Raw genomic sequence first — 18,473 nt, forward strand, 5'->3', positions numbered from 1 at the left:
CGCGCTCTCCAGCGCCAATTCAACTGCCACCAGCACCGCATCCAGGCCAGCTGTGCTCACAATGGCCAGTACCTGCGCCATGACACGGTCGCCACCGGCCTGGCGTAGCAGCCCTCTGCGCAACTGCTGCAAGGCCGGGGGGAGGTCGGCAAACGGTGCGCCATTGCGCAGCGCACCGGGCTTTCTTTGCACCAGCGGGATGTAGTGCTGCCAGTCATAGCGGGTCTGTCCACGGTCACTGAATCGCTCATGCTGCGCCACCACCTCATCGTTGGCCACCACGACCACCCGCGTCGGGTACAGCCGGGTGCTGACCATCTGCCCGGCCAGCTCGCAAGGCACCGAGTAACGGTTGCGTGCGACCGAGACCAAGCAGGTGCTGGTCACCCTCGCCGGGCGCTCCACATAGCCGTCAAAGGGCTGCGGCATTGACATCAAATGGGCACGTTCATGCTCCAGCATCTCGGCCACACTGAACTGCGAATGCTCTGGGTGGCGAACCTCCGCCCACAGGCTGCGACAGCGCTCGCCCAGCCAGGCGTTGAGTTCTGCAAAGGAGCCAAAGCGCTGCTTGGCCGCATCAATCCAGATTCGCCGCCTGCTATCTTGCACGTTCTTCTCGACGACCCCCTTCTCCCAGCCACTGGCCACGTTGCAGAAGTCGGCGTCGAACAGGTAGTGCGCGCACATCACCGCAAAGCGTGCGTTGACCACTCGGCCCTTGCCCTTCTTGACCTGGTCCACCGCCGTCTTCATGTTGTCGTAGATGCCGCGCCTGGCCACCCCACCCAGCGCCGCAAAGCTGCGCGTGTGCGCATCGAACAGCATCTCGTGTCCCTGACTGGGATACGCCACCAGCCAGAACGCACGGCTGGCACACAGCTTCATGTGCGAGACCTGCAGCCGGTAGTAAATGCCGCCCACCACCAGGCCTTCTTCGCTCCAGTCGAACTGGAATGCCTCGCCCAGCTCGAACGACAAGGGCACGAAGGCTCGCGTCGCTACCGCTTGCCCCTCGCCTTGGCGCCACTGGCGGATGAAGTCCGTCACGCGGCTGTAGCCGCCTTCGTAACCTGCCGACTTGAGTTCGCTGTACAGCGCCCGTGCCGTGCGGCGCTCGTGCTTGGCCCGATAGGCATCGGCCTTGAGCGCCTGCCTGAGAACCTCGTGGAAGGCCGTCAACTTGCCCGGCTGCTCGATTCGCCGGTACTTGGGCTCGCCATCCAATGGCGCCTTGAGCCACTTGGCTATCGTGTTGCGCGATAGCCCCGTCATCCGCGAGATCTCCCGCTCTGACTTCTTGCCTCGGCTGTGCAGCCGCCGGATTCTGCCGATCATGTCCATGGTGATCACTCCTCGAACCCCGCTGCATCAAAAAGCAGCAGAGTAGGTTGAACACCTGGCTCAGTTTTAGATCGGCACACCCCTCATAAGTGGCTCAGTTTTCGGTAGGCGCCAACAGTCGTAAATGCGCTCACCAATCCTAGGCTGTAGCACTTGGATCATGGCGCGGATCAGCGGACGTGGCGTGTAATACTCGCCGCCGTTACGCCCCGCGTTACCCATGTTCTTGATTTTGGCTTCGTAAAGGTGCGATAGCTCGTGTTTTTCGGTTTGCGAACGGAAGCGCAACTCGTCCACGCGATCGATCACATCGCGCAGGTTGTAGCCACTCTGGATCTTGTTTTTGATCTCGCCAAACACCTCACCGATCTTGTATTCGATGGTGTTGGGGCCGCTGGCGCGCTGCTTGAATGCGGCCAAGTACGGAAATAGCTTGGTATTGACGAAGTCCCGCAGGTCGTCGCCCGTCATGGCAGCGTTGTGGTCCGGCTTGCCATCAGGCAGCTTGGGTGCCGCCCAAGAGCCCCAACGGAACACATCGTGCAAGAGGTAGTTGTAGGGACGGTCATCCAGGGCAGCTTCTGCTGCCTTGTCTTGTTCCAGTGCGTCGAGATACTTCAAAAAGAGCAGCCATGAAGACTGCTCTGTGTAATCCATCTCACTCGTACAACCCGCATCTTTATGCAGGATGTCATCGATGTTTTTGAAGGTCTGTTCAAACACGTACTGCGCCTGTAAATTTGTTCTGAAAATCGTCAACGGTCGTCTTGCATTCTCGCTCACGCATCGGCATGAATTCCGTTGCGCTGACCGTCGGCTTGCTTGGAAATTTGATCAATGTCCGGAAACAAAAGCGCCTAGGTAAGCAAAGGCACTACGTGTCCAATTTCTCGGATGTGAGTCTGACGTCGTCGATATGGTGCCTGCAGCGACGGGTATCTCGCCTCAGAACCAAGTAGGGCTTAGTGCCCCCCGCCACTGATGGGCCTGTTGCCCTGATGGATCCGCAATCGTCATCCTCACGGCATGCGCTCGCTCTGATGTGTGCTGACCCTACGTGTCCTCACGCCTTGGATCAAATAGCCATGCAATCGGCTTCACAGGATGAGCGTTCTCGCAGATCGTGCAGCGAGGGAAAGCATGATTTGGTTCAGCAAGAAGCAGAAAGCCCTGCCGGATCACAACTGAGAAGTCATGTGGCAGGGCTGTTATCGACTTTAAAGACGCGTTGTCGACTTTAATTTTTTGTTATCGACTTTAATTGTCGAGAACAATACCTGTTCTCGACAATTAAAGTCGACAACTGGAGGCGTGGCGAATCAAGGACTTGCAACGCCCCCAAAAAACTGACAAGTCAACACAAGTCGAAAACAGGCTCACTACAACGCCACATGCGCCGTCGTAGGCAAGCAATTAAAGTCGAAAACAGTGCGATGTATGCACTCATAGACATTGCCAGTCGATCTGACGTGAGGCGTCATCGAACTACACGCATCGTGCCAAAGGCGCGCTCAGGGAAGTCTCCGTGGCTCACCAACTTGAGTCCAAGGTTCCGCAAATAGATGCTCCAGCCACAGTGCCTCGTAGTGCATTTCCCAGTTGCCGCGACTGCGCTACATAGCTTCCGTTCTTCTGCGTAACCACAAAATCTCACCCACAGCACTGTGACCGCTTCAGGCTGGTAGCGGTCGGTCGGCTTTCGCCGGCCAATGTCGGCGAAAGCCGTTACCTGACTTTTGCTGGCCATGAGGCCGAGCCGGATGGCCAGCAACGGCTCCCGTGGGCGACGCCAGTTCACACCCCGAGCCAGTACAGACATAGGCCCCGACAGGATTGCTCCCTGCGACCGATCGTTCAACGCGATAATCTAAAGTGATTTGGAGCCACTCTCTGGGGTGATGCATAGCGCAGGTACTAAATGGGAATGGATTTCCAACGACACCTTACAGATTTCGTTTTGACAGGCCTGGGAGGGCAAGCACTTGAAGGCCGCAGTGGAGAAACATTTTCAGGGGCTTTGGCAGCGCACTCAGGCGCCTGGGGCTCCAGCCATCTCCACCTCGACCATCGAGGCGTGGGCAAAGGAGAGGAGACTCGAAGTTGCCAATGTCCAGGAACGGCGGGTCGGCCTCTTCCGGCAGATTCCTGCTGTGGTCTTGACCGCAAACGATGCCAAGGCATGCTTCCCTTTGATATCCAAGGACAGCCATGAGTGGCAGGCCAACCGCTCGGCCGCTGATCGCGTCGCCGATCTCTGGGCGCGGGTCGAATGGTTCGTCCCGCTCTGGGTGAGTAATCAAAAGATGGCGCAGCTCCTGACCGCTGTGGAGCATCGGCGTGGCGCCGAAGCGATCAGTCAGTTCGACTATCACTTATCGACGGTATACACCTTGCCCTTCCAGGCTGTCTGCATCGCACAGCTCCTGCCTCGAACGCGCAGCTTGGCGCCATTCGCTCCGCTCGCACGCGAGGCATATCTCGCCTTCTACAGCGGGCAGCGTGCCGCAAGCGTGGCCGCGCTGATCCCGGTTATTGAAGGTGGTGTTCAACGAATCGCCAGCGCGACGCCCCATCTAAATTCGCACGATGCGATCAACCACACAATTGAGCGAGCCTGCGGTCTGGCAGCCGATTTGTACTTCGAAAGGATGTGGGTGCCGCAGGAATACCGGTCGATCGATTTCCTGTTTGGCCAAGACGAGCGGGTTATGGTTTTCGAGACGTTCCGTCGGTGGCTCCAGACCTGCTTCTTCCAGAATATCGACAGCTACAGTGGGACGACATCTCTCAATCGACACCTGTTCGCCCACGGCAAGTCCACCGACTGGCAGCAACCATCAAACTTTTCTCGCTTGGTCGTAGCCATCACGATGCTCGGAGTGATCGAAGCCTGGCATGACGAAACCAACGTCCTTCCCTTGCTGTTCCCGGAGATGGATCAAGACAGCAAACTACTGTGGCAGCAGGCGTTGATCAGAGGTCAGCTCCAAATGGCGCTGAACCTGCATGAGCAAGCCGAGTTCCAGGCTCATGGTCGTTTGGTGCCGGAATTGCCCACTGACAACGGCGTTACCCTGCGGAAGGCCGTGCTTTCTGAAGATGCCATCAACGACCTGGTCCGTCCCCTGCGAGATGCCGGCTGGAGCGTAACGGTCACCGAGCCAGATCCGGCAGCGCTCTTTGTTATCGCAGTCGCTACAACTCCTAAAAGGCGTCTCGCGGTCGCCCTGCTTTACAGCTGCGCGACCTCAAACGAGCTCTATCGCGAGCTGGCTTCAAAGGTCGACGTCATCCTGTATCGAGGAGCACCGTACCAGCAGGACAGCTTCGCGGCCGGCATTGCACTTCACGTCGGGCCAGTTGCGGGTTGGCAGCCTCCGCGCGTTTGAGGCAGCTCTGGCCGCCTCGACGTTTCTGGAGTCGACTTAGTCTGAGTGAAGGACCGATGGGAATTCGATGAGTTCGTCCCGCCGCCCAGGCCCGACACCGTGGACGAATTCTGAGAAAGCTCGCCGCGATTTTCATGGTTATATTCAACAGTGAGTCAAGAAGGGAAGGTTGCCATGAAGCTAACAAAAGTCCGCGTCCAGAACTATCGGTCCGTCGAGGACAGCGGGGAATTCGAGATAGGCGACCTCACTTGCTTGGTCGGAAAGAACGAGGCGGGAAAGACGGCGCTGCTGAGCGCGATGCGCGGCCTGAGGCCCTCGCAGTCGTTTGAGTTCGATGAGCCCATCGACTACCCTCGACGCTTCTCAACTCGATTCGATGACCGCCATGAGGACGGAACGGCAGAGGTGATCCGAACATGGTGGCGGCTTGAAGCTTCGGACCTGGCCGCTGTTGAAAAGCGATTTGGAGCAGGGGTCTTAAAGGGTGACACGTTCCAGGCCCACTTTGGATTTCGATACGAGGACGATAGCCGTATTTGGGTGATCGATGTCGATAGCACCAAGGTGCTCGAAAACATGCTAACCAAGCACGCCCTAGACGCGACCGAACGAAACGTCCTGCATGACGTGGCGGATGGGCCAGCGGCAGACAAAGCTCTATCGGGCTTGGCTGAGAGAACGCCGAAGCAGGAGGCGCTCTTGCAGGACATCAAGAAGTGCCGGGAGTCGAGCTTCACCAAGGGGGTGATCGATATCCTGTCGGTGAGGCAGCCCAAGTTTTTCTTCACTTCCCACTTCGAACGGATGTCGGGCATGGTCTCGATTCAGCAGCTCCAACAAGACAAGCAGAACAAGACTGTTTCAGTCGGCGATCAGATCTTTCTCGCGTTCTTGGAATACGCGGGAACGACGCTTGAAGAACTTCTGGAGGCGGATCGCCGGGAGACTTTGAAAGCCACTTGCGAGGCTGCCAGCAACGAGATCACCGAGGAAATATTCCAGTTTTGGAGCCAGAACAACGCATTGGAAGTGGTCATCGACATTGACAGCGGCAAGGCCAAGGACCCCGCGCCCTTCAACACGGGAACCGTGGCGGAAATCCGGATCAAAAACAACAATCACAAGGCGACGTTGCCATTGTCCGAGCGCAGCGCGGGCTTTGTTTGGTTCTTCTCTTTCCTCGCCCAGTTCAAGCAGTTGAGGAAGACTCCGGGCAACGGCAATGCCATCATCTTGTTGGACGAGCCGGGCCTGACCTTGCACGGAAAGGCGCAGGGCGATTTGCTGCGCTACATTGTCGAGAGGTTGCTGCCAGACCACCAGGTCATCTTCACCACCCACTCGCCCTTCATGGTGCCGATGGACCGCCTTGCCGATGTTCGAATCGTTGAGGACGTGGTCATCGAGAAGCCGGGGAAGCGGCCCGAGGTCAAAGGCACGAAGGTTCGATCCGACGTGTTGGAGGTCAACGACGACACGCTCTTCCCGCTTCAAGGGGCCTTGGGCTATGAGGTGACCCAGTCGCTTTTCATCGGAGCCAACACATGGCTGGTCGAAGGTCCGTCGGACATCCTTTATTTGCAGGTTGTGTCGCAGGCGTTGAGCAAGCGCAGGCGCGTCGGGCTCGACCCGAAATGGACGTTGTGCCCCTCGGGCGGTATCGACAAGATTGCCCCGTTCGTGCGGCTGTTCGGCGGCAACCGGATCAATTTGGCGGTTCTCTCCGACATCGCCAATGGCGACAAGGCCAAGATCGAGAATTTGAAGAAGGCCGACATCCTCAAGGCCGGGCATTTTTATACCTGCGCTGACTTCACCAAACAAGCCGAGTCGGATGTGGAGGACCTGTTCGATGCCGATCTGTTCGTTGAGATGCTCAACGGGGCCTACAAGCCACCTGCCGCGCATGTGGTGACGAAGGATGCGCTGATGGCGGCGGCGACAACCCCGCGCATCATCAAGAAGGCTGATGCCCTATTCAAGCTGATGCCCGCGACGGTCGCCGAATTCGACCACTTCGGAGCATCGCGCTGGCTCTTGGAGAACCCTTCTGTGTTGGATGCGGATACGCCTGCGGTTCACGCGACCCTCGACCGATTTGAGGAAGTATTCAAGGCTTTCAACGCCTTGCTGGCATAGGCAAGTCGTCTCCCTGCCGAACGTCCGATCCATCGACATGCATTTTCACGATGAGCTCTTCGAGAAGGGGGGCGGTTACGTCTTGAACTTTTCGGATCGGACCATGTCGAGGTTCTTCTCCGAAGAGTTAAACGTCGATATCGACGATCCCGCCTACGCGGAGAACGGAACATCCAAGGGCAAGCGGCTGCCCTGCTACTTGCAGAAGGTCGATGTTCCGACGGTGATTCGGATGCTTAAGGCGCTTTGGGAATGCCGCGAGGCTATCCGGATGCAAGCCAAGAGGGCGGAATCGGTCAAGAACGCTGAAGTTCGCCTGCTTTCGCTGATCAAAAAGCTCGAAGGCAAGTCGGATGCCGCGCAGCCCACGGGCCAGCCGCCCAAGCCCGCGTTTGACCGCCCGAGGCTTCTAGCCTTGCGAAGCGACTTGCTTGGATTCACCAAGCTAAGGGCCCAAAGGAAGGGCTACTCCCTTGAGGCTTGCCGCGGTGACCATGCCCGTGCAGAACGCCGCGCCATCGCGCGTGCCCGGAACGTCGCTTAGTCCGGCCGCAAACCCAGCGATGCGCCGGGCAGTCCGGTGACCGCTTAGCGACCAGTCGCGTGAATCGGGCGTTGGTACGCGATCGCCGGCAACCGCTGCCTATGCCGAGATCGCAACTATGCGCAGATCCAGTAACAAGGAGCGTTGCATGCCTTGCTTGGCAGGTTGATCAGAGCCAAGGGGAGGCGCCTGACTGGACATAGTTTTGGTACGGGAGTGCACTGCAGGTCCCACTTCAGGAGACCGCCATGAGCACTTTCCATCTCCCTCATTGCGCCTACGCCGACTGGATCGTCGCCGGGCCGATTGCACCGCATGCTGATGCGATCAAGCAGCACTTCGCCGACGGAAGGTATGCGCTGAGCACAGTTGCAAGTTATCTGAGCAACATCGCGCACTTCGCGCGATGGGCTCGGAGCAAACGTCTGCGTCTTTGCAGGATCGACGAGGTGTCGGTTACCGAGTTCCTTGATGAGCATCTTCCACATTGCCGATGTGCGCAGCCGGTCCGCCACGACCGCCGCGACCATCGCGCTGCGCTCGGGCACTTGCTATTCGTCCTTCGCGCCCGGGGCGTCGTCACGTTGCCGGTGAAGAGCGCGAAGCCAGTGGATGAGGAGTTACGGCGCTTTGATGCGTACATGGACCGCGTGCGTGGCCTGGCACCGAAGACCCGGAGTCAGGTTCTGCGCATAGTCGGTCGCTTGCTGCGTCAACGCCTGGGCGACGGCGTCGTCGACATTGCTTCGATCAAGCCGGCTCATGTGCGAAGCTTCTATGCGCAGCAGGCCAAGCTTCACTGCAAGCCGGGCGGCGCCGGGTCGGTAGTGGCTGCATTGCACAGCTACTTTCGATATCGATCCTCACTGGGCGATCAGGTTCATGCCTTGATCGGAGCGGTCTCCGCTCCCGCCAATTGGCGGCTCGCGACGCTTCCCAAGGCACTCACGGCCCAGGAACTCGAGCAATTGGTGAGCTCTCTCGGTAGGCCGGGTCGCTCGATGCGTCGCGCCGACGCCATCGTGCGCTGTGCCATGGATCTCGGCCTTCGCAGCGGCGAGGTCGCTCGTCTCAAGCTCGACGACATCGACTGGCGAGCAGGCACGATCACACTACGCCACACCAAGGGCCTGCGTGAAGACGTGCTGCCGCTACCCGCGAGTACCGGCGAGGCCATCGCGGCGTACTTGAAGAGCGAACGCCCGCAGACATCCAATCGCGCGGTATTCGTGCGTCACATTGCGCCCCACGACGAACCAGTTGGGCCGGATCTGATACGCAAGACCATTCGCCAGGCCTACGGTCGAGCCGGGCTTGCCTACACGCGATCGCATCTGTTGCGTCACACGATGGCCAACCGCCTGCTTGCAGGTGGCTCATCTCTCAAGGAGGTGGCCGACGTCCTGCGCCATCGAGCGCTGAGCACCACGCAGGTCTACGCGAAGCTCGACAGCCGCAGTCTCGTCGAAGTGGCCTTGCCTTGGCCGGGGAGCGCATCATGAAGACCCGCAACAATTTGCATGCGCGTGTCGAGCAGTACCTTGCCGAGCGACGCCGCTTGGGCTTCGCGCTTCGGACCCCTGCTTTTTCCTTGCGCAGCTTCGTGCGCCATATCGAAGTCGTCGGCCACCGCGGCCCGCTGACTATCGAAGTCATGACCGATTGGGCGCGGCGCGACAGCCACGGTAGCGATGATCCCCACACCTGGGCGCGGCGTCTGAAGCATCTGCGCTCGTTCGCGCGGTGGTTACGGCAGTTCGAACCTCTCACCGAGATCCCAGACCACACAATCTTCGGTCGCATCGACGAGCGCCAGGCACCGCACATCTACAGCGAGCACGAGATCGTCGACCTGTTGGCAGCTGCGCGGGGACTCGGTCCGGCATCGGCCCCGCGCGGGGCCGTCTTCGAGACATTGTTCGGTCTTATTGCCAGCTGTGGGCTGCGTATCAGCGAGGCGCTCGCATTGCGCAATGATGACGTCGATCTCAGGCGCGGGATGCTACTCATCCGTAAAGCCAAGTTCGGCAAGTCACGCCAAGTGCCGATGCACCGGAGCACTGTCGAAGCACTGCGACGCTACCGGTCAACGCTCGACCTGGCGGGCGAGTCCGCTGCTCCCGAAGTCGCGTTCTTCATCGGCACACGAGGTCAACGGCATGGGCTGCCACTGGGCGATCGCCAGGTCCATCGTGTCTTTGTCGAGTTGCGAGAACAACTGGGCTGGCGCAATCGCGGGAACCATCATGCGCCGCGCATTCACGACCTGCGCCACACCTTCGTTGTGCGTCGCATCACGCAGTGGCAGACGCAGGGTGTCGACGTCGACCAGGCGATGCTGGCGTTGTCCACCTATGTCGGACACGCGGAAGTGGGCAACACCTATTGGTACCTTTCGGCAGCGCCGGAATTGATGGCAGTCGCAGCGAATCGCTTCGCGTCGTTCGTTGCGCGCAAGGGGGTGTCCCATGCGTAATTCCATTGCACCGAAGCCCCCGTCCTTTGCTTCTCTGGTTCAGCAGTTCTTCACCGAGTACCTGGTCTCGCAGCGCGCGCTCAGTCCCCGCACGGTAGCCTGCTACCGCGATGCATTGATGCTCTTCCTGGATTTTGCAAGCCGACGATTGGGCAGAGCGCCGACAGACATACGGATGGCGGACCTGTTGCCTGATTTGATCCTGGCATTCCTCGATCATCTTGAGCACAACCGACACAACTCAATCCGCAGCCGCAATCTGCGCCTCACCGCACTGCGAGCGTTCCTGAAGTTCGCCGGTCGACGCGATGTGACGTCGCTTCACGTCGTCGAGCAGGCAATGGCCGTGCCGATGAAGCGCTTCGAGCAGCCGATGTTGGGCTATCTGACGCGGCAGGAGATGGAGGCAGTTCTCGGGCAGCCGGGACCCCTTTGGTCCTCGCAGCGGGACCATCTCCTGCTGACGATGCTCTACAACACGGGCGCCCGCGTCTCCGAGATCATCGGGGTGCGCGTGGTCGACGTCATCATCGACGGCGCGGCCTGCGTGCACCTGCATGGCAAGGGGCGCAAGCTGCGATCGATACCACTGTGGGACACGACCGTCGTGGAGGTGCGTGCCTGGTTGCGGCGCAATCCAACGCTGCGCGGTGAGGCCGCCTTGCTACCCAACCGCTATGGGCAAGCAATGTCCAGATCCAATGTTGCTCAGCGCCTGCACCTGGCAGTGGCGCGGGCTGCCGAGAGCGAGCCCGACATCCTCAAGAAGGCGGTCTCGCCGCACACGCTACGGCACACGACCGCAATGCATTTGCTGCAGTCAGGCGTGCCGTTCAACGTGATCGCCGTATGGCTCGGGCACGAAAGCATGAATACCACCCATCGCTACATTGAGGCCAATCTGGCCATGAAGGAAATGGCGCTGGCGAGGCTTGAGCCGCCCGATACCAAGATGGGGAAGTTCCGGGCCCCGGACGCGCTCATGCGGTTCTTGCAGTCGCTGTAACTATGCTTAGGAGGCACCGGCATCCATAGGTCGCCGCCCCTCGGTGTCTGTGCCATCGGCCTGCCGCATATGCACATAGTTGCGAGCTGCGCATAGGCAGCGCTATGTAAAGCTCGCCATAGCGCTGCAGAGCTGCCTGTCATGAGGGCAGCTTCAGGCTGTTAGCAGCCAATCCGTTGGCGTCCAACCGAAGACCGCAAACAGCCTGAAGCAGGCATTGCGTCTCGCACCTTTGACGCGCTTGCGGTCAATCAGGCGCAGCCCCGCATCAGCCTGAAGCCAAGCTTGCCAGGCGAACCGCTCCTATACACAGAAGGCGGGCTTCTGGGCTGCAGGAATGACGGGCTGCGATACAACCACAACCGTCCTTGCCTCGACAGCGACAGCGCGTAACGTTTGCGCATCGCGTTGATCGTTGCAGCTGCTGTGCGCTCAACTTAGTACGGTTATGGGCGTGCAGCATCGGAGGTCGAATGAGGGGACAGGGTCGAACAAGCTAGGGAACTCATGATCGGATGACTTACCGTTGAGGAAGCCTCCGATCAAATGGCTGCGGTCGCGCCTGCCCGTATTACTCTTCGAAGTGGAAGTGGTTTTGGCGTGTCATCGTCCTCTTGATTACATCAACATCGCCGGACGCGATTGCTCGCTTGTACACGAAGTTGAGATGATCTTTCGGCTTAGCATGAGGCATGCCACTTCGGTGCACATACGGAAAACCATGACTCATGGTTTTTCCCTAGGAAAAAAAGAAGCTTTTTTTTCCGGACATGTCTAACATGGAGTTATGGATGGTTAACAAAAAAACACGTTTGGGGTCTTCGCTGAACATCGCGACGGAATCGCAGCCAGCAATTCGTGCTGCAGATGACCGTATTGGTGAAGACATCCGTGGGCTAAGGAAAGCCAAACGGCTTACGTTGGCCGAGTTGGCCAGTCGCATCAATCGGTCAGTGGCATACCTGAGTAAGTTGGAACGCAACCTCACCAAGCCATCGATCACAGAACTTAAGGCGCTTAGCGTGGCGCTAGGCGTGAAGATTAACTTCTTCTTTCATGAACCGGAGGCAAGAGACCCATCAGAGCGACGAATCGTTGTGAGAAAAGCGGATCGACGTCGCCTGAACTTCGCTGATGGCATCACAGACTACCTTCTGTCCCCCACTCTCGAGGGGCCATTGGAAGTGTTGCTGTCAGTCTTTGAGCCTGGCGCAACCAGTGGCAACGACCCATATGTGCATGATGGAGATGAGGCCGGGGTCGTTGTGTCGGGAAGCTTAGAGCTCTGGGTCGGGGAGGATCATTTCACCGTCGAGGCGGGGGACAGCTTTACTTTCAAGAGTTCACTGCCACATCGTTACAGGAACCCAGGAGAAGTGGAAACACGAGTGATCTGGATTTTGACGCCACCGAGCTACTAGCCGGCTCCAACTTCGTCAGTCAAAAGCTATCCCCACTCACAGCGCTGAGTGGGGAGAGTTATCCGCATCGTTGGACTTGACGAGGGACGTGGCTTATCGAGCGAAATGTGCCAACCGTTGATAACGGTTGCGCAAACCACTGACGCATCTTTGGCGTGCATCAGTGTGGACGAGTGCGCCTTAAAACTGCACCTGAACGCAGAAGACGCATAGGCCCGTAACCAGCCAAAAGCTGAAACCGAAACTGCAACTGTGTTGCGGTAAGGATCAACTGCGCCCATTTTATACCGAGGAGACAAGAATGGCAACCAAGATTGAAACAAACGACGATGAAGATTTTTCTTCATGTCCAGTACCAGAAAGTGGGCGCATGGGGCGCCTAAGCCTCACCATGGCGTGGTGGGCGTTATGTAGTGCGATGTTCTGGTTGATGGTGCCTGCGACCTTGGCACTTACCCTTGGGACCAAGAATGTGCTGATTGGACTTGCACTGTCCACTGCGGCGTATGCCCTGATCAATGCTGCAATCACCCGATTTTCGATTCGAACGGGTTTATCAGTGGCCCAATTCTCTCAGATAGTTTTTGGGAAAATAGGGGCGCAGCTCGCTACGCTACTGTTCTTCGCGACAGCGATCTACTATGTGGTGTTCGAGGGCTCAGTCATTGCTGTGGCCATCAATGCTTACTATCCAATAGTGGATATGAACCTAGCATACCTGATTGTCGTGTGCTACAGCGTTCCATTGGTCTTTGGCAGCGTGCAACACTGGCTTGATAAATTTAACGGCGTTCTGTTGCCGTTCTATTTGATCGGCTTGGGTGCTGCAGTAGTCATGACCTTGGGTGAGTATGGCTATAGCGATGCGTGGTTGAACCTCGGTCCTGCAAACGGGGCTCCTGCCGACGGATGGTGGCATTGCTTTACGTACTTCATGGGCGTTTGGATTGTCATGATGTACACCTGGGACTACGCTCGCTTTGGTCGTAAAGAGGACAGCACCTATCACGCAAAGATTAACTTTGGCTGGGTTTTCTACGCCTTCACTTTCATGGTGAACGCGATCGTTGGTATTTTCATTGCTGGCACCATCCCATTGGAAGGGGGCATCAATGAGGTATCTGCAGTGCTGGGTCTGTTGAAGCTGATGGGATTCGTCGGCCTCGCATTTGTTTGGGTTAGTCAGACTCGCATTAATACGGCTAGCTTTTACCTCGCGTCTGTGAATATGCAAATGTTCTTCAAGTCTACATTGAAGCTCAATTTGCCAAAGTTCATCTGGGCTGTGGTTGTAGGCGCGATTGTGTATTTCTTGATGCTCCAGAACGTGTTTACGTTCATTTTGCAAGCGTTGTCCTACCAAGGAACATTTGTTGTGGCATGGGTAGCGATTGCCTTGGTGCAAATTTACCTGTCCCGCAATGCCAACGCCAACGCAGCGCACCTGACTGCTCGTATTGAACGCGCTCCCATTGCTAAATGGCGTGCGCTCGGAGTCTGGGTATTGGCTTCTGCCACCGGTATCTGCTTAATCCAAGCTCAGGGCGTATATGCCTCATGGTCCGCTCCTGCGACTGCATTGATTGCGGCAGCTGGATATGCCTTGGTCGCTCGACGTGAACCTGTGTTGTCGGTGAACGGCAAGCTGAGTGCGGTGGCCGAATAAGAGTCGTCCAATAGCGAAGATGCTGTAGTGGGGGGCTGCATTTTAGAGTCGCTCCCCCGCAGGCAACCATCAATCTTAATAAAGCGTTACTTGTGTGATGTGCGCCCGCCAATGCCAAACTGAAATAGGCGGGTGGTGTGTCATTTAAATTTAGATAGGATATACGTCATGAAAACTCGAATCGGTGCATTGGTTATCGGCGCGTTCGCCGCTCAAGGCGCAATGGCGCAGAGCAATGTCTCTATCTTTGGCACGCTGGATCTGAGTGTGAGAACCATCAAAAACGAAGGTGCTTCTATGTTCACTAGTGTTGGTGCACAAGGGAATATGGCAAACCGAATTGGATTCAAAGGTGAAGAGGACCTGGGTGGGAACATGAAGGCCACCTTCCACCTTGAGGCAGGGATTTTGCCAGACACAGGCGAATCCATGGGTCAAGCGTACGGGATTGGGTTCTGGAATCGCCAATCAACGGTCGGCCTGAAAGGCAACTTCGGTGAAGTCAAGTTGGGGCGAGATTGGACTGCTAGTTACCTCAGCATGTCAATTTATGATCCATCGTTTGGCTTCGGCGTTGCCGACACGCTTCATGTTTCAAGGAATACCCTCCAGCCGACATATTTCTGGGCGAACAATGCTATCAGTTATACGTTGCCGTCCAACCTTGGGGGGGTGTACGGGCAATTGATGTACGCGCCTGGTGAGTCGACGGTCAATGGCAAGTACACCGGAGGTCGGTTCGGTTACGGGGCCGGACCCTATGATGTGTCCGTATCATTTGGCTCACAAGATGTGTTGGGCGGGAGCTTCAAGGTTTTCAGCATTGGTGGTGCGTATGACATGGGCGTCGTGAAGCTGACGGCACTCTACAACCGCGAGAAAGTTGTTGATGCCAAGGAGACGCGTGTGGTGCTCGGTGTGACTGTGCCCATCGGTTCAAACTATGCCTTCGTATCATTCGCGAAGAGCTCGGTCTCCGATTTTCCGGGTGCTCACGGGGCCTCGCAAATTGGTGGCGGATATGTGCACACACTCTCCAAACGCACCGCCGTTTATGCGAACGCAGCTTGGTTGACCAACAAAGGAGACGGGCAACTGAGCACAACGAACTTTGGATCGTTTGGTTCAACTGCGCCTGTGCCGGGCGGTAAGTCGCAGGGCTTCGAGATCGGGGTGCGACACAACTTCTGATTCGTTAGATGGTGACTGCCAGCATTAGCGGTCACTGCAATGGTGCCCTCTGACCAAGTCGTGAGACCAGAGGGCACCGAAGGCAGTATCTAGTACGGATACTATGACCTTCTTTTCGAGAAAAGACAGGCTAGCACCCTAAATCTGCCTGGGATTAATCCCATATGGCAACGTCCTGGCACGGGTGTTTCTGATTTGTGTCGTCTGCGTCATTACGCAAATGCACACTCCATTGAGTATGGATCGCGGCACCGCTATCGTTGTGGGGCTGCGTTTAAGCAGAGGCCACCCCGAGGCATTGTGTTTGCGTTCACTGCGGCCCTTAGGGATTGCACACTGCTAGCGTCGGGTGATGCGTAAGGGACACGCTATTCACCACAGGCGGACAACGCACGTATATGCTTCCAAAACTCGTTCTTATCTTCTATCTATCTCACAGTTCATCAAGGCACTTCGCATCTGCTTTGGAATAATTAATGTGTTTGTGACTTGAGTGCCTTATCACATTGATACGGTATACACAACGAGCTTTAGTGAGAGCCATGCGTTCGTGGAGGTTTTGAAGATTTGTTCACAAGCCGCGATGAGCATAGATCGTGTTCCATTGTGTGCCTGTTCATAGGGTTTGAATCTCTGCAGGCATATACGTTGACCTCCTTGCTAAATCAGGGGTGCTTCTAAGTGCCTTCACAGCAACCGCAGTACGACTGGCCCCATGTCAACCAGTGTGTGAAAGAACTGCTGCTCGAAAGCAATAGGCATCTCAGGTAAGCCGGAATGGATAAAGAACTAGTGATAACCCCAGGCCTCAATGCTGCGGTTGCGGGTAACCACTAGTGTCACCTCTTCCAAGCAAGATGGGACTCAGTTCCACGGTGCAGCCATTTCGGATGTGGCGACGACACTCTCATGGCTTTGCCAGCATTTGCCAATCGAGTCATTTCAGTCCGCTTTGCAGCATGCAACACAAGGGTAAACCCTCAAATACTTTGACGTTTTTGGGCTGATCTCCACATATTCAATACATCCGCGGCACCTTTGCGTCGAATCACGAAATGAAGTTTTGGGTTGTGGACGACGGATGCTCATAACGTTACAGATGTCAGATTAATTGGCCGTCCAGCCTGCAAAAGTAGGCATTAGTACGATAGTAGGATGCCTGTTCTTAAATTCCTAGTTCAGCATCATTGATGAGCATTGTGGTGCGATTGAACAATTAAGTCCCCGAGCTAAATTTCAGCAATTACTAGAGGAGCCATTAGCATGTGGAGAGTTGGTGTAGACGTCGGCGGCACTTTCACTGACCTGTTTGCCTGGGAAGAAAAAACCGGTAAACAAGTTACAGCCAAAGTGCTGACCACCAAACAGGACCGTTCTATTGCGGTGCTTCAAGCGATCGAGAAAGCAGGTATTGCGATCTCTGATATTTCGTATTTGATGCACGGCACGACTACGGCTACAAATGCTCTAATTGAGCGAAATTATCCGGACGCCGCGTTTATTACGACGGAAGGCTTTCGAGACACTATCGAAATTGGCCGTCAACATCGCGAGCATCTGTACGACCCGTATCAGACCAAGCCGAAGCCGATTATCAAGCGTCGCTTCCGCTTCACGGTGCCTGAGCGTATCAACGTGCAAGGTGAGGTCGATCGCCCGTTGGATGTGAATGCCGCTCACGAGGTGGCAAAGCGCATCAAGGATGCAGGCATCCAGGCTGTTGCGATTGGCTTCATCAATTCTTATGTGAGTGCCAAGCATGAGGAGCAAATGCGCGACATCCTGTTGCAGCACTGCCCCGATGTGCATGTGGTTCTCTCCGCTGAGACACGTCCTGTCTTCCGCGAGCACGGTCGCTTCATGACCACTGCCGTGCGGGCGGCTTGTATGCCCGTGATGGCCAAGTACATGGACGACCTGGAGGCGCGCCTCAATTTGCACAAGTTCGAAGGCAAGTTGCTGATCCTCAAGAGCAGTGGTGGTGTGATGTCTGCTGACGTTGCACGCGAGCATCCTGAGGACATGCTTGAGTCCGGTCCAGCTGGTGGTGTCGCATACGCTGGCTACCTGACTGAACAGAGCGGCTTTGAGCGGATCCTCCACACAGACGTCGGTGGCACCAGCTTTGACGTGTCGATCGTAGAAAACGGTCGTGGGCTTATCACACGAGATCACGAGCTCGAGTGGGAGGTGCCAATTGTTGTCCCAATGCTGGACATCCACAGCGTTGGCGCAGGTGGTGGGTCTATCGGTTGGGTGGATCAAGGCGGATCGCTTCGTGTTGGCCCCCAGAGCGCTGGTTCAGAGCCCGGCCCCGTTTGCTATGGCCGTGGTGGTACCCAGCCGACGATCACAGACGCCAACCTGATCCTGGGGCGCCTTGATCCGACCCTTAGCGGCAAGATGACTCTTGACCGGGATGCAGCTTTTGCTGCCATGGAAAAACTCGCTAACAAGATCGGGCTTTCCACGCTGGCAACCGCCGAAGGGATGATTCGAATCGGTTGCGAATACATGGCGCAAGCCGTCAAGAAAATCTTGGTCTCGCGTGGCCGTGATCCGCGTGACTTTGTATTCGCGAGCTTTGGCGGCGCTGGCGCCCTGCATGCTTGCTTTGTCGCCAAGTCGATGAACATCCCCAAGGTCATCGTGCCCCCACATGCCGGTGTCGCCTCCGCATTCGGTGCGACGGCAATGGATCTCCGTCAAGACATTGAGCACTTCTATTACACGCCAGTGCAAAGTGCCGACGTTAGCAAAATCAATGGCATCTTTGCAGAACTGGAATCCAAGGCAAAGGCGGCACTCAAAGCGCAAGGCTTTGCCAACGAGAGCGAAATTGAGCTCGTTCGTACCGCCCAAATGCGCTACGTGGGTCAGTCCTATGAAGTTGAAACACCGATCCCCGGTGGTGTTTTGACAGCGGCTAATTTGCCAGATATCGAAACAGAATTCCACGCCTGTCACCTGAAGGAGTTCGGTGTCAGCTCTGAGGATTTTGCGCCGGCATTTGTTTCGTTTGCTGTTGCCGCAATTGGTCGCATGGATAACCCACCGCCTGTCGAGGTGTCTCACACCGCCAGTGGGGAAATCCTCAAAGGTGAACGAGAAGTGTACTTCGAAGGTGTTTGGACCAATTGCAAGGTATACAGCGGTGAAGCCTTGGGCACACAGCACCGAATTGAAGGTCCTGCCATCGTTGAGTATGAGCATGCTTGCACGGTCCTGCCGCCACAGACACATGCACATGTGAATGCCATGGGTGCATTGGTTATCGATATCAAATACTGAAAG

At 56.7% G+C, this 18,473-nt stretch carries 12 protein-coding genes; 10 read left to right on the forward strand and 2 right to left on the reverse strand.

The window, feature by feature from the left end:
- Positions 1-1,344, reverse strand: a 1,344-nt coding sequence (istA, locus tag WIT60_RS08165) for an IS21-like element ISJsp3 family transposase (RefSeq protein ID WP_339583446.1), incomplete at its 3' end; no start/stop codon positions are given.
- 66 nt (positions 1,345-1,410) lie between these two features.
- Entirely contained in the window at positions 1,411-2,067 is a 657-nt protein-coding gene (locus tag WIT60_RS08170) for a type I restriction-modification system subunit M N-terminal domain-containing protein (protein WP_339583447.1), read from the reverse strand.
- Positions 2,068-3,326: 1,259 nt separating this feature from the next.
- On the opposite strand from WIT60_RS08170, the gene WIT60_RS08175 reads away from it, so the two are divergent.
- The 10 genes from WIT60_RS08175 (at position 3,327) to WIT60_RS08220 (ending at position 18,470) form a co-directional block, all read left to right on the forward strand.
- Positions 3,327-4,733 carry a hypothetical protein gene (locus WIT60_RS08175; protein ID WP_339583448.1) on the forward strand — a complete coding sequence of 469 codons (1,407 nt, stop codon included), beginning with the start codon at positions 3,327-3,329 and terminating at the stop codon, positions 4,731-4,733.
- A 174-nt stretch (positions 4,734-4,907) separates the two neighbouring features.
- Entirely contained in the window at positions 4,908-6,875 is a 1,968-nt protein-coding gene (locus tag WIT60_RS08180; RefSeq protein ID WP_339583449.1) for an AAA family ATPase, read from the forward strand.
- A 103-nt stretch (positions 6,876-6,978) separates the two neighbouring features.
- A complete protein-coding gene (locus WIT60_RS08185; RefSeq protein WP_339583450.1) occupies positions 6,979-7,419 on the forward strand; it encodes a hypothetical protein in 441 nt (146 codons plus the stop codon).
- 248 nt (positions 7,420-7,667) lie between these two features.
- On the forward strand, positions 7,668-8,921 hold the full coding sequence (locus WIT60_RS08190) for a tyrosine-type recombinase/integrase (RefSeq protein WP_339583451.1): 1,254 nt from the start codon (positions 7,668-7,670) through the stop codon (positions 8,919-8,921).
- Positions 8,918-9,895 (forward strand): tyrosine-type recombinase/integrase, encoded by a 978-nt coding sequence (locus WIT60_RS08195; RefSeq protein ID WP_339583452.1) that lies wholly within the window; start codon positions 8,918-8,920, stop codon positions 9,893-9,895. The genes WIT60_RS08190 and WIT60_RS08195 overlap by 4 nt, the downstream gene beginning before the upstream one ends.
- The gene (locus WIT60_RS08200; protein WP_339583453.1) at positions 9,888-10,901 is read left to right on the forward strand and encodes a tyrosine-type recombinase/integrase; all 1,014 of its coding nucleotides are present in this window, start codon (positions 9,888-9,890) and stop codon (positions 10,899-10,901) included. Before WIT60_RS08195 ends, WIT60_RS08200 begins: the two co-directional genes overlap by 8 nt.
- A 791-nt stretch (positions 10,902-11,692) precedes the next feature.
- Complete coding sequence (locus WIT60_RS08205) at positions 11,693-12,322, forward strand: helix-turn-helix domain-containing protein (protein ID WP_339583454.1); 630 nt, start codon at positions 11,693-11,695, stop codon at positions 12,320-12,322.
- A 301-nt stretch (positions 12,323-12,623) separates the two neighbouring features.
- Positions 12,624-13,988, forward strand: coding sequence for a purine-cytosine permease family protein (locus WIT60_RS08210; RefSeq protein ID WP_339583455.1), 1,365 nt, complete (start codon positions 12,624-12,626; stop codon positions 13,986-13,988).
- A 168-nt stretch (positions 13,989-14,156) separates the two neighbouring features.
- Positions 14,157-15,179, forward strand: coding sequence for a porin (locus tag WIT60_RS08215; RefSeq protein ID WP_339583456.1), 1,023 nt, complete (start codon positions 14,157-14,159; stop codon positions 15,177-15,179).
- 1,263 nt (positions 15,180-16,442) lie between these two features.
- A complete protein-coding gene (locus WIT60_RS08220; protein WP_339583457.1) occupies positions 16,443-18,470 on the forward strand; it encodes a hydantoinase/oxoprolinase family protein in 2,028 nt (675 codons plus the stop codon).
- Positions 18,471-18,473 lie beyond the last annotated feature (3 nt).

Origin of the sequence: Aquabacterium sp. G14 (assembly GCF_037482285.1) — a bacterium.
In the GTDB taxonomy this organism is placed as follows: domain Bacteria; phylum Pseudomonadota; class Gammaproteobacteria; order Burkholderiales; family Burkholderiaceae_C; genus Aquabacterium.